Here is a 22388-nt window from a genome sequence, read left to right on the forward strand (position 1 = left end):
CTTAGCATTAACTTAAACCAAAAAAATTAATGGGTCTACTCATATTCTACGCTGTAATCTCTATTTTCTTTTCCTTTTTGTGTTCTATTCTCGAAGCTGTTTTACTAAGTATTACACCTACTTTTATTAACGTAAAAAAGAAAGAGGGAAAAGCTTACGCCAACAACCTCGAAGAATTAAAGAAAGACGTTGATCGTCCATTAATTGCTATTTTAACCCTAAATACTATAGCACACACTGTTGGTGCTATTTTGGTTGGTGTACAAGCAAAAGTGGCGTATGCAGAGCTCTATGGAAACACAAAAAGAAGTATTCTTGGCATAGAATTAACCGAAGATGTTATGGTCGGTATAGTATCTACTATAATGACCATTCTTATTCTGGTTGCTTCAGAAATTATCCCAAAAACCATAGGTGCAACCTATTGGAAACAGCTTGCTAATTTTACAGCAAAAGCACTCAATGTTTTAATATTTCCATTAAAATGGACTGGTATTCTGTGGGTACTACAACTTACAACAAAACTTATTGGTGGCAAAGGTCATGGTAGTGTTTTAAGCAGAGAAGGGTTTGTTGCCATGGCAGATATAGCACACGAAGAAGGTGTGTTTGAAGAAAGTGAAAGTAAGGTCATTAAAAACCTTCTTAACTTTAAAGAAGTACGTGCAAAAGACATTATGACTCCTCGTACTGTTTTAAAAACGGAAAACGAAACGATGACCGTCAGAGACTTCTTTGAGGCTAATTCTAATATTCGTTTTTCTAGAATTCCTGTGTTTACAGAAAATCCTGATAACATTACAGGACTTGTTTTAAAAGACGAAGTTTTTAAAGAAATGGGATTAGGCAATGGTGATAAATTACTGTCTGAAATAAAACGAAGCATCATTATTGTAAACCGAAGCCTTCCTATTCCAACACTTTTTGAACAATTAGTAGAAAGCAGAAATCATATGGCTTTGGTTGTTGATGAGTACGGTTCAGTAAGTGGTATCGTCACTATGGAAGATGTGATTGAAACCTTACTTGGATTAGAGATTATGGACGAAAGTGATAATGTTTCGGATTTGCAATTACTCGCCAGAAAAAGTTGGGAAAGCAGAGCAAAGCGTCTTGGTTTATTAGACAACGACAATCCTGAAAATTAATGGACACCTGCTATATTGAAACACCTCTTGGATATGCTAAAATTATTGGCGACCAAGATGGCATTACTTCCGTTTCAATAGTAGACACAAATGAAGATACGTCTGAAAGTATTCCTGAATCCCTTTTAGATTGTGCTACACAGCTTAAAGCCTATTTCAATAATAAGCTTAAAACTTTCGATTTAAAATTAAATCCTGAAGGCACAGATTTTCAGAAAAAAGTCTGGAAACAACTTGAAAAAATCCCTTACGGAAAAACTATTTCTTACCTAGAGCTTGCCAAGCAACTTGGTGATGTTAAAACCATACGCGCTGCAGCAAGCGCAAACGGCAAAAATCCACTTTGGATTATAGTGCCTTGTCATCGCGTTATTGGCACAGATGGAAGTCTTACAGGTTATGCTGGTGGGTTACATCGTAAGCAATGGTTGCTTAATCACGAAAGTGAGTACAAGCAACAGACCCTTTTTTAAATCCTATTTTATTATATTTAAAATTCTTAAATCAAACTGATGAAATTCTTAAAAAAACTACTCAAATTTTTGGTTATCCTTTTTGGACTAATCATTATCGTTCTATACATTACAGATACAGATTACCTACTAAAAGCTGTGCGCACAATCTATTTAAACGGTCACAGTACGGCTTTTCTTGAGGACTACAAATACTTTGATAATAAAGAAATAAAAGCCAGCGATAATCCTCAGCCTTGGCCAAATCACAAAGATTACAATTCTGTAAAACCAACCGAAGAACTTTCTAAAGCAAATAAAGATTGGGGAACCATTGCTTACGTGATAATTAAAAATGATAGCATTTGGTTTGAAGAATACTATGATGGCTTTGGTGAAGACTCAAAATCCAATTCCTTCTCAATGGCAAAAAGCTATGTGTCTGGTATGTTAGGCAAAGCTATAATGGATGGTTATATAAAAAGTTTAGATCAGCCTGTTTGTGATTTTTTACCAGAATTTTGCGATGGTAAAGCGGCAAAGATGACTGTTGGTGATTTAAGCAGTATGGCATCCGGAACCAATTGGGATGAACGCTATTATTCGCCATTTTCTATTACTACACGTGCTTATTTTGATGACGATTTGGCTAAAGTTTGTAATGGATTAAAAGTCGTTGAAGAACCAGGACAAGCCTTTAAATATGCTAGTGGTGATACACAAATGTTAGCTATGGTAATTGAAAAAGCAACAGGAAAAAAACTATACAAATACTTAGAAGAAAGCTTTTGGAAACCTTTAGGAAGCGAAAACGATGTGCTTTGGCAAGTTGATAGTGAAGATCATGATTTAGTAAAAGCCTATTGCTGTATTGCCGGAAATGCAAAAGATTTTGCGCGTTTTGGAAAGCTATATAAAGATCATGGCAAATGGAATGGGAAACAAGTATTAGACTCAGCTTTTGTTGCTAAATCCATTACTCCTCGTTTTGCTGATAGCCCTGAATATGGTTATGGTTGGTGGATGAAAGATGTTAATGGAAAAAGTTTTAAAATGATGCGTGGTCACTTAGGGCAATACGTTATTGTTCAACCTGAAGACAATGTGATTATTGTAAGACTTGGACATCAGAAATCACCAGACGCAGGTATTGGTGCTTTTACTTATGATATTAGTTTATACATTGATGAGGCTTATGAAATGTTAGGTTTATAATTTCAAAATCAAATTAGGAACAAACACGTATCTATATGTAATTGAATTTGTTATATTTGATTTACACAGGTGAAAAAATAGAAAACTTGCCTTCACAAAATCATTATGATTTCAAAACTCAATCTTGAAAACATATTATTCCTAGATATTGAAACCGTTCCGGAAACGGAACACTTTTCAGAGCTAGATGCTACCAAAAAGAGTCTTTGGGAAGCAAAATCTAGATACCAACGTAAAGAAGAGTTTTCTGCAGAAGAGTTTTATGACAGAGCTGGCATTTGGGCAGAGTTTGGAAAGATTATCTGTATTTCGGTTGGTTATTTTAAAATGGAAGGAGACATCCGAAATTTTAGAGTGACTTCTTTCTATGGTGAAGAAGATAAGATTCTAAAAGATTTTAAGAACCTCATCATTTCTCATTTCAGCCAAAATAAGCATTTGCTTTGTGCGCATAATGGTAAAGAATTTGACTTTCCTTATATCGCGAGACGTATGATTATTCACAACATAGAATTGCCATACAAACTCAATCTCTTTGGCAAAAAACCTTGGGAAGTACCTCATCTAGATACTTTAGAGTTATGGAAGTTTGGTGATTATAAAACCTACACTTCTCTAAAACTACTAACCAATGTATTAGGTATTCCTTCACCTAAAGACGATATAGATGGCAGTGAAGTCTACCGCGTATTTTATGAGGAAAATGATATTGACAGAATCATTACCTATTGCGAAAAAGACACTGTTGCTGTAGCACAAATTTTCTTGCGCTTACGAGGAGATGAATTGCTTCATGAGAATGAAATAAAACACATATAAAAAAGTCCTGATTTTCATCAGGACTTTTTATTAGTTAATCATACTAAATTAAAATTACTGTTTTATAAATCTTTTAGTCATAGTGCCTTCTTCTGTAGTAAATCTTATTTGATATACTGAGCCTTCCAAAGAACTTATGTCTACCTTGTTATTTACTAAATTTCCTTTAGCAACTAAATGACCAAGTGTATTATAAATTTCATAACTAACTTCTTTATAGTCTGTTAAAACATTTAAACTATTTCCTTTAACAGGATTTGGATATAGTCTAAATTCCTTAACATGATCTGTTGTAGCGGTAACATCTTCTCTAGTAGTTCCTGCTGTTGTTAAACTAACATTATCAATAGCTATATCAGCTTGCCAAGTACTACCAACAAATCTATTAAAACGCAGTTGTACACTTGCGTCAACGTAAGCAGACAAGTTTACACTTGCTGACTGCCAAGAATTACCCAAGTTTCCTGAACTAGTCCAAATACTAGTCCATGTTGCTCCATTATCTTCACTAATTTCTAGATCTAAGGTACCCATATCTGCTGCTCCATACTGATGATAATTGAAGTTAAATGTCGCAGATGCGGCAGAACTCAAGTCAAAACAAGGCGAATTTAAAATCGCTCTTCTACTTGGATAGTTTGGGCTCGATGCTTCTACATAAACATAATAAGTTCCATCAGCCGCACTCGAAGGACCTGTGTTACTCGATGGTGTCCCATTAGCATCAATAGTCCAATCTATATCATCTGCACTTGATTGAGACCAAGCTCCAAGGGTGTTTTCAAAACTTTCTGAATATGGGAAAGATGAAATTCCACCTAAACAACCACTATTAGCAGCTCCTTCTGTTAAACTTACTGAGTCTATAGCAATATCTGCTTGCCAAGTACTACCAACAAATCGATTAAATCTTAATTGAACAGAGCCACCTACATAACTATCTAAATTAATATTAACACTTAACCATTGATTACCTTGATTGCCTGATTGACTCCAAATACTTGTCCAAGTTGCTCCATCATCATCACTAATCTCTAAATCAATTGTTCCCATATCTGTTGCACCATACATATGATACATAAAACCAAAGTTTGCTTCTGAAAGTCCGCTTAAATCAAAACAAGGCGAGTTTAAAATAGCTCTTCTGCTAGGATAGTTTGGACTAGATGCTTCTACATAAACATAATAGCTTCCGCTAAAAGCACTTGATGGTCCTGTATTACTTGAAGGTGTTCCATTAGCATCAACAGTCCAGTCTATATCATCAGCATTTGATTGGGTCCATGCTCCAAGGGTATTTTCAAAACTTTCTGAATAAGGGAAGGAAGAAATTCCACCAGAACATCCTGTAGAAACTTCTGAAACAGTAATAGTTCTTGTAACTTCTACTGCGGCATTTCCTGCAGCATCACTTACATTATAGGTTACAACATAAGTTCCCGTACTATTTGTATCAACCACATCTCCTCCAATTATAATATTTGCTGTAATGTCTCCATCTATATTGTCGGTCGCAGTTGCTCCTTGCTCTGTGTAAATATCACCAACGGTTAAACTAATTGATGAAGCTCCAATTAAAGTTATTACAGGAGCTGTAGTATCTGGATTCACAGTAACTGTTCTAATAACTTCTGTCGCAGCATTTCCTGCGGCATCACTCACATTATAGGTTATTACGTAAGTTCCTGGTGTATTGGTATCCACAGAATCACCACCTATAACAATATTTGCAGTAATGTCTCCGTCTACATTGTCAGTTGCTGTAGCCCCTTGCTCTGTATAAGTATCACCTAAATTTAAAGTAATGTTTGAAGCACCAGTTAATGTTATCACCGGAGCTGTTGTATCTGCAGAAACAATTACAGTTCTTGTAACTTCTACTGCAGCATTTCCTGCTGCGTCACTAACATTATAAGTAATAATGTAGGTTCCTGCCATACTAGTATTTACAGTATCACCACCAATAACAATATTTGCTGAAATATCTCCATCTACATTATCAGTTGCTGTTGCTCCTAGTTCAGTGTATGTTTCACCTACATTCAAACTAACCGATGATGACCCAATCAATGTAATTACAGGTGCCGTTGTATCTGGATTAACCGTAACTGTTCTAATAACTTCTGTTGCAGCATTTCCTGCGGCATCACTCACATTATAGGTTATTACATAAGTTCCTGGTGTGTTTGTATCTACAGTATCTCCTCCAATAACAATATTTGCTGTAATGTCTCCATCCACATTATCAGTGGCTGTGGCTCCTTGTTCTGTATAAGTTTCACCAACTAATAAGCTAATAGAAGAAGCGCCATTTAATGTAATCACTGGCGGTACAGTATCTGGCCCTGAAGTGGTTAAAGAAACATCATCAATAGCAATATCAGCTTGCCACGTGCTTCCTATAAACCTGTTAAAACGTAACTGAATTCCTTTACCTGTATATGCATCTAAATTTACAGAAGCACTTAACCACTGATTTCCTTGATTTCCAGATTGACTCCAAATACTTGTCCAAGTTGCTCCTTCATCTTCACTAACTTCAAGATCAATTGTTCCCATGTCAGCTGCACCATACATATGGTACATAAAGTCAAAAGAAGCTGATGATACACCATTAAGGTCAAAACATGGTGAATTTAAAATTGCTCTTACACTTGGATAATTTGGACTGGAAGCTTCTACATAAACGTAGTAAGTTCCATCAGCAGCACTTGATGGTCCTGTATTACCAGATGGTGTTCCGCCTGTATAAACTGTCCAATCAATATCATCTTCACTTGATTGTGTCCAATCTCCAAGGGTGTTTTCAAAACTCTCTGAATATGGGAATGTTGAAATTCCTCCTGAACACCCATTTGATGGATCAACTACTGTAACTATTCTTGTTACCTCAGCGGCATTATTTCCAGCAGCATCACTAACATTATAGGTTATTACATAAGTACCAAGTACCGAAGTGTTCACAGTATCTCCACCTATTACAATATTTGCAGAGATATCACCATCAATATTGTCGGTAGCGGTTGCTCCCAGCTCGGTATACGTTCCTCCTTGAGTTACATTTACAGTTGAAGCACCGTTTAAAGTAATAACTGGTGGTGTTGTATCTGGTCCTGAACCTTCAATAATTACTGTGTAATCTTCAACTTCACCATAAGTAAATGTTTCACATTCTGTAGGAATACCATTGTATTTCATAGAAACACGCATACGCGTAGAATTTTCTACTGCACTTGAAGGTATCGTAAAACTTCCTGAAACTGGTGTTGCAGTTGTAGCTGCCTGCGACCAAACTTGTTCTCCAGCATCACTAAAATCACCATCTCTATTGTAATCAATCCATACTGAATACCCTTCAGAATAGGTTGTTCCAGTCCAAGTTGGAGTAATAGTAATTGTGTGTTGAGTATCTTTTGTTAATGTGGTAGAAATGTTTGTGAAGTCAGAATAAAATTGTCCACCTGAAGTATTATCAATAGTGTTCAGCTGTACTCTTCCTATATATTCATCATTCACATTTGTACTAGCAGAAGAACAGTAATTGATCTGAACATCTGTAGTTGTAAAATTAACTATAGTACTAAAAGCAGATGTAGACGTATCTGGACATTCACTTCTTACTTGTGCCTCATATTGCGTTAATGGACTCAAGCCCGTTAGATTAGAGGAAATACCATTAACATTTAAAGTCGTCCATGTACTTGTTCCAACTTGTCTGTATTGCAAATCATATGATGCTCCAGGTACCGCATTCCAACTTAAAGTTGCCGTATTAGACCCAATGTTTGAAGCTGCTAATCCGGTTGGTACTGTCGCATTACAAACCACTTGACCAGCAATAGTGAAATTGCTATTAGAAATATCGAAGAATATATGGTTTGAGCCTCTGACCATTATTCTATTTTGTGTTCCTACATTGTTGGGTACAATTATATCGTGAGAGCCATCATTAGTAACACCAGTAGCCAATGTAATTGGATACGTATCACCTCCATCTGTAGATAAAAAGATATCTACGTTTGCAGCATTTACACCATTACCTGTCGTACCTGCAACATCCCAAGTTACGGTTTGAGTCGTTCCTGCATTCCATGTTACATTGGTATTGGGTGAATTAACAACAAAAGGACCTGCGCTACTATTTACAGAAACAACCATGTCATCACTATTATTCGATCCTCCACCTGCAACATTATCTCTGACTGTTAATCTGAAGTTTAATGTTCTTGCCACATTCGGCACAGCTTCCCACTGCCAAGATGTAGATCCGGTTTTTATAGTTTCCATTCTTGGGAAATAACGATGATTATCCGTTGTAGGCTCATAAGATCTGAAGGCTACACCTGTTGTTGCCGTAGTACTTGGATAAGTAGATGAAGCATTATTTTCATCATATTGCTCCCAACAATAGGTTAATACATCTCCTGAATCTGCATCTGTTGCAGAACCTTCTAAAACAAAAGGTGTTCCTCTTGGGATGGTATAATTAGAACCTGCATTGACTACAGGCACTGAATTACCAGTATTTGTATTGGTTTGACAACTTGTTGACTTTATATAATTTGTTACCTGCTCTATTGAAACCGCATGAAAGTATGGGTCACTATTACTCTGAACATCTGTCGCACCTGTAATACCTGCATAACCCATTATGGTTGAACCACTACCTGGCTCCATCTGTGCGTTTGTACCTTCATTACCATTAAACGTCCAAGTATGATTTGCACCAAACTGGTGACCTAGCTCGTGTGCAACATAATCCACATCAAAAGGATCTCCTTCTGGAACTGTATGTGACGTCCACCCACTACCTTTTGATCCATTAACACAAACACAGCCTATGCAACCAGCATTTCCGTTATTCTGAAGATTTGCGAATAAATGTCCAACATCGTAATTAGCTTCTCCAATAACGCTCGTTAATGTGCTCTGTAATTGAGAATTGTAGTTTGAAGTTGTATTACCATAAGGATCACTTCCTGTATTAGTGTAAATAACACTATCGGTATTGGCAATTAATACCATTGTTACATTAAAATCTGCCTCATAAATACCGTTCACCCTAGTCATTGTGGTATTAATCGCCGCAAGAGCTTGTGCTATCGTACCACCATGATACTGTGTGTATTCACCAGTCGCTGATACTGCCAAACGATATGTTCTTAAAATAGAATCATCTGCATTTTTCATCATAAAATCTGATGAGACTCTTCTCTTGATTCGTTCTGATACTTCACACTCAAAATCATCATTGTAATTAATACGGTTTTCTCTGTTAAAAACGATATAAGAATCGACTCCTCTTGATATAGGCTCAATAAACGTATTTCCCTTACTAGACAAAATCATTCCGTTAAAACCTTCTGGAGAAATACTAAATCTTAAGATAGATGATGCATCATCAACTCCCTGACCTACATAAGACCTAATCTCAGGAAAGCGTTCCTGTAAATCTGGATGCATAATAGACGCTTCCTTTATTGAAAAACGCTCTAACTTTCCTTCTGAATTTGGGAAGGATAAAATTGTGTTTGAACTTACCGAAAATTGATTTCGTTGGGCAACACCATTTAAGGCTTGTTTTAGTGCTTGAGAATTCAAACTAAATGTCTGAAATTCTTTTAAAGTTTGATGACTTTCCTTTAAAACTTTGCTTGGATTAGAAGCTTGTTTCTGCCAATAAACTTTGTTTTGAGACCACATGATGGTCGTTCCCATCATAGCGATGAGCAACAATAATTTAACTTTCATAATGCTGAGAAAAATGGATTAATTAATAGCTTTATTTGTCAAATTAATAATTTTAAAGACTTGTGGTTTTTGATTTTTTAGTTTTTATACCCAAAATCATAAAATGTGTGGAAAAACCGTAATTGAAAGTAAGAATGCATTTACTTAATGATATTAAACAAAAAAAGCTCAGGTAAGATACCTGAGCTTTTCTTATCTTTTTTAGAATATTATCTTATAATAAGTTTTTTAGAAATTATATTGCTGGTGTTCTTAAGCTTCACTAAGTAAACCCCTTTTGTAAACTGTGATGTATCTATAGTGCTTATTGTAGTTCCTTCTACTAAATCTCGCTTAAGGACTTCTCTTCCGCGTATATCATATAATATAAACTCCGTTAATTCTAGAATTTGCCCCTTAACTACTATACGCTTTGGATTATCTAAACTTAATACCTGAAGTGTATCTAATCCCGTTTCATCTATGCTTAAAGTTCCTTGGCTAAATCTTAGATAAAAACGGCCTATACCTTGTAAATCTGAAGCTGCTGTTAGGATATAATCCGTATCGTTTAGTAGTGTGAATATATTATTTTGACGATCTTCTAAATAGACATCAATATCGTTTGGCAACATATTATCAGACAAACTTATAGTTAACTGCTGCCCTGCTGAAGCATTAATACCAAGAGGAATAATAGCATTATTAGAAATATCAGAATCTGAAATAGCTTGAATGGCCATATCTGTTCCATCATTTTCTTCAACTAATTGTGAATAAATACTAAAACTTGGCGCAATACTTCCAAAAGTTCTGGCATCATAACCTGGGTCTAAACCTAATGACGCATTGTCTGACACATAGAATTCTGAATGGTAAACATCAGAACCATTTGTAAGATTCAATTTAAAGTAAGAAATATTATCATTTCTACCTGCAATAAAATCATCCGAATTACCTGTTGTTCTCATTGCAGGTGTAAAACTAATGTTTCCTCCTCCTGCAACAGAAGCTACTAAAAACCCTTGTCCTGGCGTTATTATAGCATTAGGATTTAAGTCTGAATACGCTTGATTCCAAATCATCCAACCATCAGAAGCATCACCGTCATAACCATATATGCCAACACTTGGTGTAGCCAATTGCGAGCTATTAGCCAATAAGAAATCTGCTAAAGTGATATACGATGGATATGGGTTACCTACTAAGTTCCATTCAGGATAGGTTGGTCCAGATACAACTACTGGCACATTGATATTTCCTGTGTTTACAGTCCCAGAAAATTCAAATGTAGAATTATCCGTTGAAGCTGCCCTATATCCTGTACCAGGATCTAATGTTGCTGTTTCGGTATTAGCATATAACAGATACGTATTTGTTGTTTTATCAAACGGACCAAATAAATATTGTGTTCCGCCTCCATTGCTAACAATATTACTATTGTTACCTGCAAACATATTAAATGCTTGACCAGAAACCGGTGGAGCAATTAAATCATTTGCATCTTCCTCGCCTACAGCTGCGGTATTATTGGCATGTCTAAAATATCTTACATTGCCTGTAACTGTTCCATTAGCTATTAAACTTGAATAATTATCAGATACAGAGTTTAGAGTTAATGTACCATCACTTACAATATTTCCGTTTACAATCATAGAACCTGTTGCATCCACCACAGCTTCTGCTCCTGTCCTAATAGTAATATCGTTTAGTTCTACATCAGTTGTTATAATGGCTGTTCCATCTAAAACAAGAGCGTTTTCGGCACCTGTGGTATTATCAGGAGCGTAAGGTGTCCAAGCACCATTGGTGTATAATAAGCCATCAAAACCAATATTTACAGTATAATCTTCTACCTCTCCATAATCAAAAGATTCGCAAGATGTTGGAATACCATCATACTTCATAGACACACGCATTCTGGTTGGTCCAAACAATGCGTCTGTAGGAATAGTGATATTACCTGAAACAGGATTGTCTTGAGATGGAGCTTGCGTAAATACTTGTTCTCCTGTATCATTAAAATCCCCATCTTGATTAAAATCTATCCAAACAGCATAGCCTTCGTTATAAATAGTTCCTGTCCAAAGAGGAGTAATAGAAATAGGGTATGTGTTTTCTATATCTAAATCAATGTTCACACCAGTAAAATCTGAATAACCAGTACTTGTTGAACCAGCTCCTGAATTATTACTTACTCCGTTTAAAGTAACATTTGAAATATATTCATCTGTGGTACTATTACCGTTAGAATCACAATAAATTAATACCTGAGGACCAATCCTAAATTGATCTACAGCAATGTCACTTGCAGAACCTCCTCCTGTTACGCCTGTAAATCTGAATTTAACTGTTTGCTCATCATAACCAGAAAGATCTACCTGAACAAAGTTCCATTGGTTTCCTTGATTTCCACTTTGAGCAAATAGTGATGTCCAATTAGAACCATCATCATTAGTAATTTCAAGCGTTAAAGTACCTGTATCAACACCATACATATGATTATAGAATGATACAAAAGGGCTATTTGCTAGACTTAAATCAAAACAAGGGCTCACCAATATTGCTGTAGCATTAGAGCCTAAGCCACCATTAGATGCTTCAGTGTAGAAATAGCTCCCATTACCTGTAATATCATCTGATGGTCCTGTACCACTAGTTGGTGTTCCGTTACTATCAAGCAGCCAATCACCATCATCACCTGTAGCTTGTGTCCAATCACCAAGACCTGAATCATACGTTTCTATGTAGGGAAATGTATTTACAAGTGTTCCTGAACAAGGTGGTGGCGCAGAAGTAGAAAATAATAAAGTACTGGAGTATGATGAGTTTGATGAAGTACAAACACTTCTCACTTCTAATTCATAATCCGTTGAAGAGTTTAAACCATTTAAAGCATAATTGTTAGTCGCTAAACCAGTAATATTATTATAATTGGTAGAGCCCAGCTCTCTATACCTTAAGTCAAAAATTGCACTTGTATTTGCATCCCAATCAATTGTTGCACTACTGTAACTAATATTTGAAGCCGTTAATCCTGTTGGTATATTGGTAACACAAGGAATTGAACCAGCAATCGAAAAATTAGTGTTAGAAATATCAAAGAATATATGATTAGAGCCTCTAACCATTATTCGGTTATTTGTTCCCGCTAAATTTGGTACCACTATATCGTGCGAACCATCATTAGTAACACCAGTAGCCAATGTTATTGGATACGTGTCTCCTCCGTCTGTAGATAAAAAGATATCTACGTTTGCAGCATTTACACCATTACCTGTCGTACCTGCAACATCCCAAGTTACGGTTTGAGTCGTTCCTGCATTCCACGTTACATTGGTATTGGGTGAATTAACAACAAAAGGACCTGCGCTACTATTTACAGAAACAACCATGTCATCACTATTATTCGATCCTCCACCTGCAACATTATCCCTAACTGTTAATCTGAAGTTTAATGTTCTTGCCACATTCGGCACAGCTTCCCACTGCCAAGATGTAGCGCCAGTTTTTATAGTTTCCATCCTTGGAAAATAACGATGAGTATCGATTGAAGGGTCAAAAGATCTGAAAGCCACACCTGTTGTTGCTGTTGTACTAGGATAAGTAGTTGATGCATTATTTTCATCAAATTGTTCCCAGCAATACGTTAATACATCACCAGAGTCTGCATCTGTTGCAGATCCCTCTAAAACAAAAGGTGTTCCTCGCGGAATCGTATAACTAGCACCTGCGTTTACCACTGGCACAGAATTACCTGTATTTGTATTTGTTTGACAACTTGTTGACTTTACATAGTTTGTTACTTGCTCAATAGAAGCTGCATGAAAATAAGGATCACTATTACTTTGTACATCTGTTGCTCCTGTAATACCTGCATAACCCATTATAGTTGAACCACTACCAGGTTCCATTTGTACATTTGTACCTTCATTACCATTAAATGTCCATGTATGGTTGGCACCAAACTGGTGACCTAGCTCGTGTGCAACATAATCCACATCAAAAGGATCGCCTTCTGGAACTGTGTGTGAAGTCCATCCACTTCCTTTTGACCCGTTAACACAAACACAACCTATACAACCAGCATTTCCATTGTTCTGAAGGTTTGCAAATAAATGGCCTACATCATAATTGGCTTCACCTATAACACTTGTTAGTGTACTTTGTAACTGAGAATTATAATTTGTTGTTGTATTACCATATGGATCGCTTCCAGTATTAGTATAAATCACATCATCCGTGTTGGCAATTAATACCATTGTTACATTAAAATCTACTTCATAAATGCCATTAACTCGGGTCATCGTAGTATTTATGGCTGCAAGCGCTTGGGCTTTTGTACCTCCATGATATTGTGTGTATTCACCAGTCGCTGATACTGCCAAACGATATGTTCTTAAAATAGAATCATCTGCGTTTTTCATCATAAAATCTGATGTGACTATACGGTTTATTTGTTCAGATACTTCACATTCAAAATCATCATTGTAATTAATCCTGTCTTCTCTATTGAAAACAATATAAGTATCAGAATTTTTCTCTAGAGGCTCAATAAACGTATTTCCCTTTGGAGATAAAATCATTCCATTGAAGCCTTCTGGAGAAATGCTAAATCTTAAAACCGATGATGCATCATCAACTCCCTGACCTACATAAGACCTAATCTCAGGAAAACGTTCCTGTAAATCTGGGTGCATAATAGACGCTTCCTTTATTGAAAAACCCTCTAACTTTCCCTCTGAATTTGGGAAGGATAAAATTGTGTTTGAACTTACCGAAAATTGATTTCGTTGGGCAACACCTGTTAAAGATTGCCTTAAAGCATCCGCATTTAAACCGAAAGTGTGATACGTTTTTAAGGTTTGGTGGCTTTCTTTTAGAATCTTATTGGCGCTTGTTCTTTGTTTTTGCCATAATACGCTATCCTGAGACCACATGATGGTCGACATCACCAATGTGATGACCAATAACTTAATTTTCATAATATCTTAAGAATTAATATTCATTTTTACTACACAAACATCTATTCTATATGAAAATAACCAGAAAGTTTTTGCAAAATTACTTACCAATTAATCTAATAATCATGCATTTAACACATTATTGATAAAAGAAACAAAGAAAGTAAGGGTTAAAACTAAGGTAATTTTATTCATTCGCTTTGAGGCTATAAAGGGATATTTGTAATGGCTAATATATTATAATTTTTTTCAAAAAAACAGATAAAGCGCATAAAAATTCGATAAAACGTAATTTAACGAAGTAAATTTTAAAGCTTTTTACAACCCATAAAATTAGGCTCTCAATAGCTTTTGGTGTAAATAAATTTTCCGAACCCTTTTGGTTTTCCATTTTGCTTATTTTTACATAATGATTAAGCAAAATTTACTTAAAGTTACTAATCTCTCTATTTCATTGTCTAATAATGGAGAAGAGAAGAAACTTATTAATTCTATATCATTCCATATAAATTCGAACGAAATCCTAGCTGTGGTTGGAGAATCTGGTTCAGGAAAATCAATTTCTTCCCTATGTTTAATGGGATTACTACCTAAAGCAGTTTTAAAAACAACTTCAGGTTCAATTTTTTTTAAAAACCAAGATTTAACTAAAATTTCAGAAACGGAGTTCCAAAACATCCGAGGAAAAAAAATTGCCATGATATTCCAAGAACCTATGAGTTCTTTAAACCCTTCTATGCGGTGTGGCAAACAGGTTGAAGAGATTTTGAAACAACACACTAACTTATCAAGATTTGAAATTAAAGATGAAATTCTTTCACTTTTTGAAAAGGTAAAACTGCCCAATCCTAAAAGAATTTACAAATCTTATCCGCATGAAATATCAGGAGGACAAAAGCAACGCGTTATGATTGCCATGGCTATAGCTTGTAAACCTGAAATTCTTATTGCCGATGAACCTACAACAGCTCTAGATGTTACCGTACAAAAAGAGATTTTATTACTTCTTAAAGAGATACAAAAAGAGACCAAAATGAGTATTTTATTTATATCTCATGATTTATCTCTGGTTTCTGAACTTGCAGATAGAGTAATGGTTATGTATAAAGGTGAGATTGTTGAGCAAGGTATTACTACTTCTATTTTTAACCAACCTGAACACAGTTACACTAAGGCTCTTATTAATGCTAGACCTTCTACGGATTACAGACTCAAAAAACTACCAACGATTTCCGATTTTATGGAAGGAGACATTAATCAAAGTATTATTTCTGAAGACCATAGAATTGCACATCATAAAAGACTATACGGTCAGGATCCTTTACTTGAAGTTATTGATGTTGAAAAGGTATACCTCTCCAAAAAAGGGTTGTTTTCAAAAGATATAGAATTTAAAGCTGTTGATGGAGTTAGTTTTAAGGTGTATCCTGGAGAGACCATTGGTTTGGTTGGTGAGTCTGGTTGTGGTAAATCTACTTTAGGCAATGCTATTCTTCAGTTAGATAAAGTGACTTCTGGTATAATTAAGTATAGAGGACAGAATATTACCAATTTGAGCAAAGCTGAACTCAGAGAACTAAGAAAAGATATTCAAATTATATTTCAAGATCCTTTTGCTTCACTTAATCCAAGGATGACTGTTGGCAATGCTATAATGGAGCCCATGAAGGTGCATAACATTGGTAATTCTTTTGAAGACAGGAAAGAAAGGGTTTTAGATATCTTAACCAAAGTAGGACTAGAAGCGTCTAGTTTTTATAAATATCCTCATGAGTTTTCTGGTGGTCAGCGTCAACGTGTTGGTATTGCAAGAACCATTGCGCTACAACCTCAACTTATTGTCTGCGACGAATCGGTTTCTGCCTTAGATATTTCCGTACAAGCACAAGTCCTTAATCTATTGAATGAATTAAAATCTCAATTTGGATTTACCTATATTTTTATCTCTCACGATTTAGCTGTTGTTAAATACATGGCAGATCAGTTACTGGTAATGAATAAAGGTAAAATTGAAGAAATTGGAGATGCAGACAAAATTTATGCTTCTCCAGAGAAGGAATACACTAAAAAATTAATTCATGCTATCCCAAAGGGGTTATAGCATGAATATTTTTTTAGTTAACTTTAAAACACCTGAAATTACTCGCATCGTGTTTTTTAAATTCGAAAACATTACGTTTTCATTTAAAGTAGGTTCTGGTAGATTTGATTTGGTTTTCATAAGCTTTAGTTTATGCTAGATTTGGGGCAAAATCTGTAAATTAAGTTTATGGTAAATTCAGGTTAATTTAGTTATTGATTTGGGACTGCTAATATCTAATTATTTTTCAATTTACCTGTTTAAATGCATTATAAATCGATGAAATGCATTTATTTTTAACATTTGTAATGTGTTTCGCCTATTTTTCTTACAAAAAAGCCACATTTTAAATATGTGGCTAAATATAAGTTTGTAGAATAAATTACTATATCTCCATCTCTGGTATTTCTCCTTCAATAATTAAGTGACCTTCTGTAGCATTTTTTATGTCTTCTACCGAAACACCTGGAGCACGTTCTAATAATTTAAAACCTTTTGGTGTCACCTCTATTACAGCTAAGTTTGTAACTATTCGCTTTACACACCCTACACCTGTTAATGGTAACGTACAAGATTTTAAAAGTTTTGATTCACCTGCTCTGTTCGTATGCATCATGGCTACAATAATATTTTCGGCACTTGCCACCAAATCCATCGCACCACCCATTCCTTTTACCATTTTTCCAGGTATTTTCCAATTGGCAATATCTCCATTTTCTGCAACTTCCATGGCTCCAAGTATGGTCAAATCTACATGCTGACCTCTAATCATAGAGAAACTCATTGCGGAGTCAAAGAATGAAGCTCCTGGTAATGTGGTAATGGTTTGTTTTCCTGCATTAATCACGTCTGCATCTTCTTCACCTTCAAAAGGAAATGGTCCCATACCAAGGACACCATTTTCACTTTGAAATTCTACTTCTATATCGTCTCTTACAAAATTAGCAACTAAGGTTGGTATACCAATACCAAGGTTAACATAGTAACCGTCCTTAACTTCTTTTGCAATACGTTTTGCTATTCCGTTTTTATCTAACATAACTAACTTCTTTGTCTTACGGTTCGTTGCTCTATTCTCTTTTCGTAGTGTGGTCCTTGGAATATTCTTTGTACAAATATGCCTGGAATATGTATCTGATTTGGGTCTAACTCACCAACAGGAACAAGTTCTTCAACCTCAGCCACAGTGATGTTGGCTGCTCCACACATATTTGGATTAAAATTGCGGGCTGTGCCTTTAAAAACTAAATTACCTGCAGCATCACCTTTCCATGCTTTAATAAACCCAAAATCGGCTTTAAAAGCATGCTCTAGCACATACATTTTACCGTTAAACTCTCTAGTTTCTTTACCTTCTGCGACTTCGGTACCATAACCTGCAGGAGTGTAAAATGCAGGGAATCCAGCTTGTGCAGCTCTAGCGCGTTCTGCTAAAGTACCTTGAGGAATTAACTCTACTTCGAGTTCTCCTGAGAGCATTTGGCGTTCAAATTCGTCATTCTCGCCAACGTATGACGATATCATTTTTTTGATTTGCTTTTGTTGAAGTAATAAGCCTAGACCAAAATCGTCTACTCCTGCATTATTAGAAATACAGGTTAAGCCTTTTACATTTAACTTTACCAATTCAGCTATGGCATTTTCAGGAATACCCGATAAGCCAAAGCCACCAAACATAAAGGTCATATTATCCTTTACACCTTGTAAAGCTTCAGTAACATTAGCTACTTTTTTATTAATCATAATTGTATTTTTTTCCTTTTGGAAAAATACAAAACAATGCTATAAATTAATAGTTTCTGGTCAAATAAATAAGGGTGTGACTATAGATTGTTTTTAGAAATCTATTTCAATTTCATCGTCATCACTAGTATTGGTTTCATTACCTAAATCTCCCTCATCTTTTGCGGTACAATCTATGTTGATGGACAATTCTGAAGGTTTTTCAAATTCGTCTTTAGATACATTGAGTGTTTTATCTGCGTAGCAGGCTTTCATATACAATCCCCAAATTGGTAACGCCATAGACGCTCCCTGTCCGTAAGCAATACTTTTGAAATGTGCAGCTCTATCCTCTGCTCCAACCCAAACACCTGTTACCAGATTTGGTACCATACCCATAAACCAACCGTCACTTTGGTTTTGTGTAGTTCCTGTTTTTCCTGCGATTGGATTTGTTAATTCATAAGGATAACCTGTAATTATTTCTCTGTAGACAGCATTCCATTTATCAAAACCTGCGTGTCTCAATCTTCGTCCAGAACCCGCTTGTGTTACACCTTCCATAAGATTTACAGTAACGTAAGCCACCTCTTCACTCAACACATCTTTACTTTCTGGTGCTACTTGATAAAGTACTGTACCGTTTTTGTCTTCTATACGTGTAACCATTACTGGTGTATTATAAACACCTTTATTAGCAAAAGTTGAATACGCTGCCACCATTTCGTATACACTAATATCTGGTGTGCCTAATGCTATTGCTGGTACTGGCAAAATATCTTGTTCTACACCTAATTTCTTAGCCATTTCTACTACTGGTTGTGGACCAATTTCATTCATTAACCGTGCTGTAATCGTATTGGTAGAACTTGCCAAAGCATCTTTTAAGGTTTGCTTACCTGAGTAATTCCCATCGGAGTTTTTAGTCGTCCATGGTTCTGGATTTCCAAATTTATTAGCTTCAATAGTAATAGGAGTTCTTGGAAACGAATCACAAGGCGAAACCTGTAACTGATCTATGGCTGTAGCATACACAAAAGGCTTAAAAGTAGAACCTACTTGTCGTTTTCCTTGCTTAACCATATCGTACTTAAAGTGCTTGTAGTTCATACCACCAACCCAAGCTTTTACATGGCCATTAGAAGGATCCATGGACATCATACCTGTACGCAAAAAAGATTTGTAATAACGCATAGAGTCTATTGGCTTCATTACAGTATCTACTTCACCTGGCTTACCATCTATCCATTTAAAAACAGTCATTTCAACAGGCTTGTGAAAGGATGCTTCAATTTCTTTATCTGACTTACCTTGTTCTTTAAGAATTCTCCAACGCTCACCTCTTCGCATTCCTGCTTTGAGTAAATTATTAACTTCAGATTTTGATAATTCTAAAAATGGGGCTGTAGGATTTCTAAGAGGAGTATTTTGGTTATCAAACTCTGCTTGCAATCTAGGCATATGCAAAGCAATGGCATCTTCTGCGTGCTTTTGCATGCGCGAGTCAATTGTAACATATACTTTTAACCCATCACTATATAAGTCGTATTTAGAGCCATCTGGTTTTCTATTACTCTCGTCATTCGCCCAATCTTTCATAAAAGCTCTAAGGTATTCTCTAAAATATGTCGCTATACCTTGACTATGGGTTTCTGGTGTGTAATTAAGATCTAGTTCTGTAGCTTGTAATGAGTCTTTAACCTCTTCAGTTATGTAACCGTACTTATGCATTTGAGCCAAAACTACATTACGTCTATTTTTTACACCAACAGGATTTCTTCTAGGATTGTATAATGAAGAATTTTTGAACATCCCAACCAACATGGCCGATTCTTTAAGCTCTAAATCCTTTGGTTCTTTACCAAAATAAATTCTGGATGCCGAACGAATACCATCTCCATTGTTTCCAAAATCATAGATATTGAAGTACATAGCCATGATCTCTTCCTTGGTATATTGTCTTTCTAATCTGGTTGCAATAACCCATTCTTTAGCTTTTTGGATAATTCTTTTAACAATATTTCCTGAGGCCTGTTTGGTAAATAACAGTTTTGCTAACTGTTGTGTAATAGTACTAGCTCCACCTTTACCTCCAAGATAAACAGCTGCCCTCAGTGTGCCTCTCCCATCTATACCAGAGTGGTCGTAATACCTTGCGTCTTCCGTAGCGACTAAAGCATCAACCAAATTCTTTGGTAAATCTTCGTAACCAACAGGAGTTCTGTTATCATTAAAATAAAACTTACCTAATGTTACACCATCTGAAGAAATGATTTCTGTTGCTAAATTAGTTTCAGGATTTTCTAATTTGGTGTGGTCTGGCATTTCTCCCAAAAATCCCCAAGATGCAAAAAGAAATAACAACACTACAGCAAGTATTCCAGCTGTAAATAGTATCCAAAACCATCTTATATATTTTGAAAAATCTACTGTTTGTGTTTTAGATTTTGTTGTCTTCTTTTTTGCCATAACACCTAATTTTGAGCTGGTTCTACTCTAAAACCTATATCTGTAATTCCTTCTAAATTTTCAACACCATTAACCTCTCCATTTTTTCGCATAGCATGTTGAATATTTACGCTATAATCTCCGTTTTCTGTAAACTTAAAGGGAGATTTATAACCTCTATACCAAAGCTTATTTTCTTTAATATCTGTAAATCCTGAACCTAAAAGTTCACCATTTTTTGCAGCCATTTTATACTCTAAAGTATCTGTCACAGCTTTACCATTTGGATAATTTAACTCTACGATGAGAAACAAATTGCTATATGCATAGTCGTTATTGTTTCTTAGATTAACGTAGAGATTATAATTATTTATGGTATCTGGCGCTTTAAAATTAAAGGTAGCTATTGAATCCTTATGCCACTTATCTGGAACAGATTTATACTCATCGTACTCTGCTTTAGAGTCGCAACTTGTAACCAAAAACAAACTTACAAGTGCTATTAGTAACCCATTAGTTCTTCTTTGCATTTTGCTTTTGATTGCGATTTTTGTTACGGTTTTTGTTTCTGTTCCTATTCTTGTTACGTTTCTTTTTGGGTTTTGGATTATCGAAGCGTGTTAAACTATCTTGCCCTACAACGTTTTCAAACTCTGCTTTAGTATCCTGTATGTGTTCTGCTGCGTACTCTTCAAGGCTTGCTACTTTTTCTTTTTTCTTGTTTTTTGCAATAATCTCATTGGCTTGTTCTGTAGTAATAACGTGCCAATTCATCCATTCCCCTTCGTAAGCATACCACATAAGCCCTTTAAAAATATCTGTCTTTTGGCAAACTGCAGTGCCTTTTTCGGTATAAAGTTTTGTGTCATTTTTTGGAAACGCTTTTAAAGCATCTAAATAAGCATCTAACTCGTAATTAAGACAACATTTTAGCTTTCCACACTGTCCTGCCAACTTCAAAGGGTTTAATGATAATTGTTGATATCTAGCCGCTGAAGTACTAACAGATCTAAAATCGGTTAGCCATGTAGAACAACACAATTCTCTTCCGCAAGAGCCTATTCCTCCAAGTCTTGCTGCTTCTTGTCTAAAACCGACCTGTCGCATTTCAATCCTAGTTTTAAACTCTCTAGCAAAAACTTTTATTAGTTCTCTAAAATCCACACGTTCTTCAGCTGTATAATAAAACGTAGCCTTACTTCCATCACCTTGAAACTCAATGTCAGAGATTTTCATTTTAAGATTAAGGTCTATAGCAAATTGACGTGCTTTAACCTTCATTGGTTCTTCTTTATCTCTAGCGCTAGACCAAATGTCTATATCTTTCTGGGAAGCTTTACGGTAAATTTTTAAAACATTCTCTGAGTCTTCAATATCAATTTTTTTTCGCTTCATCTGTACACGTACCAGTTCTCCCGTTAAGGTAACCATACCTATATCGTGACCAGATTTTGCTTGAGTAGCAACAATGTCGCCAATACTCAAAGTAAGGTTTTCAGAATTTTTATAATATTGTTTTCTTCCGTTTTTAAAACGCACCTCTACACCTATAAAAGGTTCTTGTCCGTTTGGAAGCGACATATTTGCCAACCAGTCAAAAACAGTGAGTTTATTGCAGCTATCTGTACCGCAAGTCCCATTGTTTTTGCATCCTTTTGGCTGACCGTCTTTACCAGTTGCGCAACTGTTACAAGCCATATAGAATTATATATTGAATTTAAGCTACTTAAGCCTAAATAAAGGATTCATAAAATTATTAATGAGTAAAGATACTATTATTTTAGTATTAGTTTGAAACAACCTGTTAGAT

General features: G+C 35.6%; 12 protein-coding genes. 5 read left to right on the plus strand and 7 right to left on the minus strand.

Annotation, left to right across the window (positions count from 1 at the left end):
- Positions 1-29 precede the first annotated feature (29 nt).
- The 4 genes from MST30_RS05200 (at position 30) to MST30_RS05215 (ending at position 3634) form a co-directional block, all read left to right on the plus strand.
- Positions 30-1148, plus strand: coding sequence for a CNNM domain-containing protein (locus tag MST30_RS05200; protein WP_243473323.1), 1119 nt, complete (start codon positions 30-32; stop codon positions 1146-1148).
- Entirely contained in the window at positions 1148-1621 is a 474-nt protein-coding gene (locus MST30_RS05205; RefSeq protein WP_243473324.1) for a methylated-DNA--[protein]-cysteine S-methyltransferase, read from the plus strand. The genes MST30_RS05200 and MST30_RS05205 overlap by 1 nt, the downstream gene beginning before the upstream one ends.
- Positions 1622-1660: 39 nt before the next feature.
- Complete coding sequence (locus tag MST30_RS05210; protein WP_243473325.1) at positions 1661-2815, plus strand: serine hydrolase domain-containing protein; 1155 nt, start codon at positions 1661-1663, stop codon at positions 2813-2815.
- A gap of 105 nt (positions 2816-2920) precedes the next feature.
- Positions 2921-3634, plus strand: coding sequence for a 3'-5' exonuclease (locus MST30_RS05215; RefSeq protein ID WP_243473326.1), 714 nt, complete (start codon positions 2921-2923; stop codon positions 3632-3634).
- Between the two features lie 54 nt (positions 3635-3688).
- Here MST30_RS05215 and MST30_RS05220 read toward each other — a convergent pair whose 3' ends face one another.
- Entirely contained in the window at positions 3689-9385 is a 5697-nt protein-coding gene (locus tag MST30_RS05220) for an immunoglobulin-like domain-containing protein (RefSeq protein WP_243473327.1), read from the minus strand.
- Between the two features lie 209 nt (positions 9386-9594).
- Entirely contained in the window at positions 9595-14349 is a 4755-nt protein-coding gene (locus tag MST30_RS05225) for a reprolysin-like metallopeptidase (protein ID WP_243473328.1), read from the minus strand.
- A 388-nt stretch (positions 14350-14737) separates the two neighbouring features.
- On the opposite strand from MST30_RS05225, the gene MST30_RS05230 reads away from it, so the two are divergent.
- A complete protein-coding gene (locus MST30_RS05230) occupies positions 14738-16429 on the plus strand; it encodes an ABC transporter ATP-binding protein (RefSeq protein WP_243473329.1) in 1692 nt (563 codons plus the stop codon).
- Between the two features lie 364 nt (positions 16430-16793).
- Here MST30_RS05230 and MST30_RS05235 read toward each other — a convergent pair whose 3' ends face one another.
- From MST30_RS05235 to MST30_RS05255, 5 genes are all read right to left on the minus strand, one after another.
- Entirely contained in the window at positions 16794-17447 is a 654-nt protein-coding gene (locus MST30_RS05235; protein ID WP_243473330.1) for a CoA transferase subunit B, read from the minus strand.
- A 2-nt stretch (positions 17448-17449) separates the two neighbouring features.
- Positions 17450-18151, minus strand: coding sequence for a CoA transferase subunit A (locus MST30_RS05240; RefSeq protein ID WP_243473331.1), 702 nt, complete (start codon positions 18149-18151; stop codon positions 17450-17452).
- Positions 18152-18244: 93 nt separating this feature from the next.
- Positions 18245-20599: a penicillin-binding protein 1A gene (locus MST30_RS05245; RefSeq protein WP_243473332.1), complete on the minus strand. Its 2355-nt coding sequence runs from the start codon at positions 20597-20599 to the stop codon at positions 18245-18247.
- Between the two features lie 5 nt (positions 20600-20604).
- A complete protein-coding gene (locus MST30_RS05250) occupies positions 20605-21108 on the minus strand; it encodes a gliding motility lipoprotein GldH (protein WP_243473333.1) in 504 nt (167 codons plus the stop codon).
- Positions 21092-22276 (minus strand): PSP1 domain-containing protein, encoded by a 1185-nt coding sequence (locus tag MST30_RS05255; protein ID WP_243473334.1) that lies wholly within the window; start codon positions 22274-22276, stop codon positions 21092-21094. Before MST30_RS05255 ends, MST30_RS05250 begins: the two co-directional genes overlap by 17 nt.
- Positions 22277-22388: the final 112 nt, after the last annotated feature.

The sequence above is a fragment of the Winogradskyella sp. MH6 genome, assembly GCF_022810765.1.
Lineage (GTDB): Bacteria > Bacteroidota > Bacteroidia > Flavobacteriales > Flavobacteriaceae > Winogradskyella.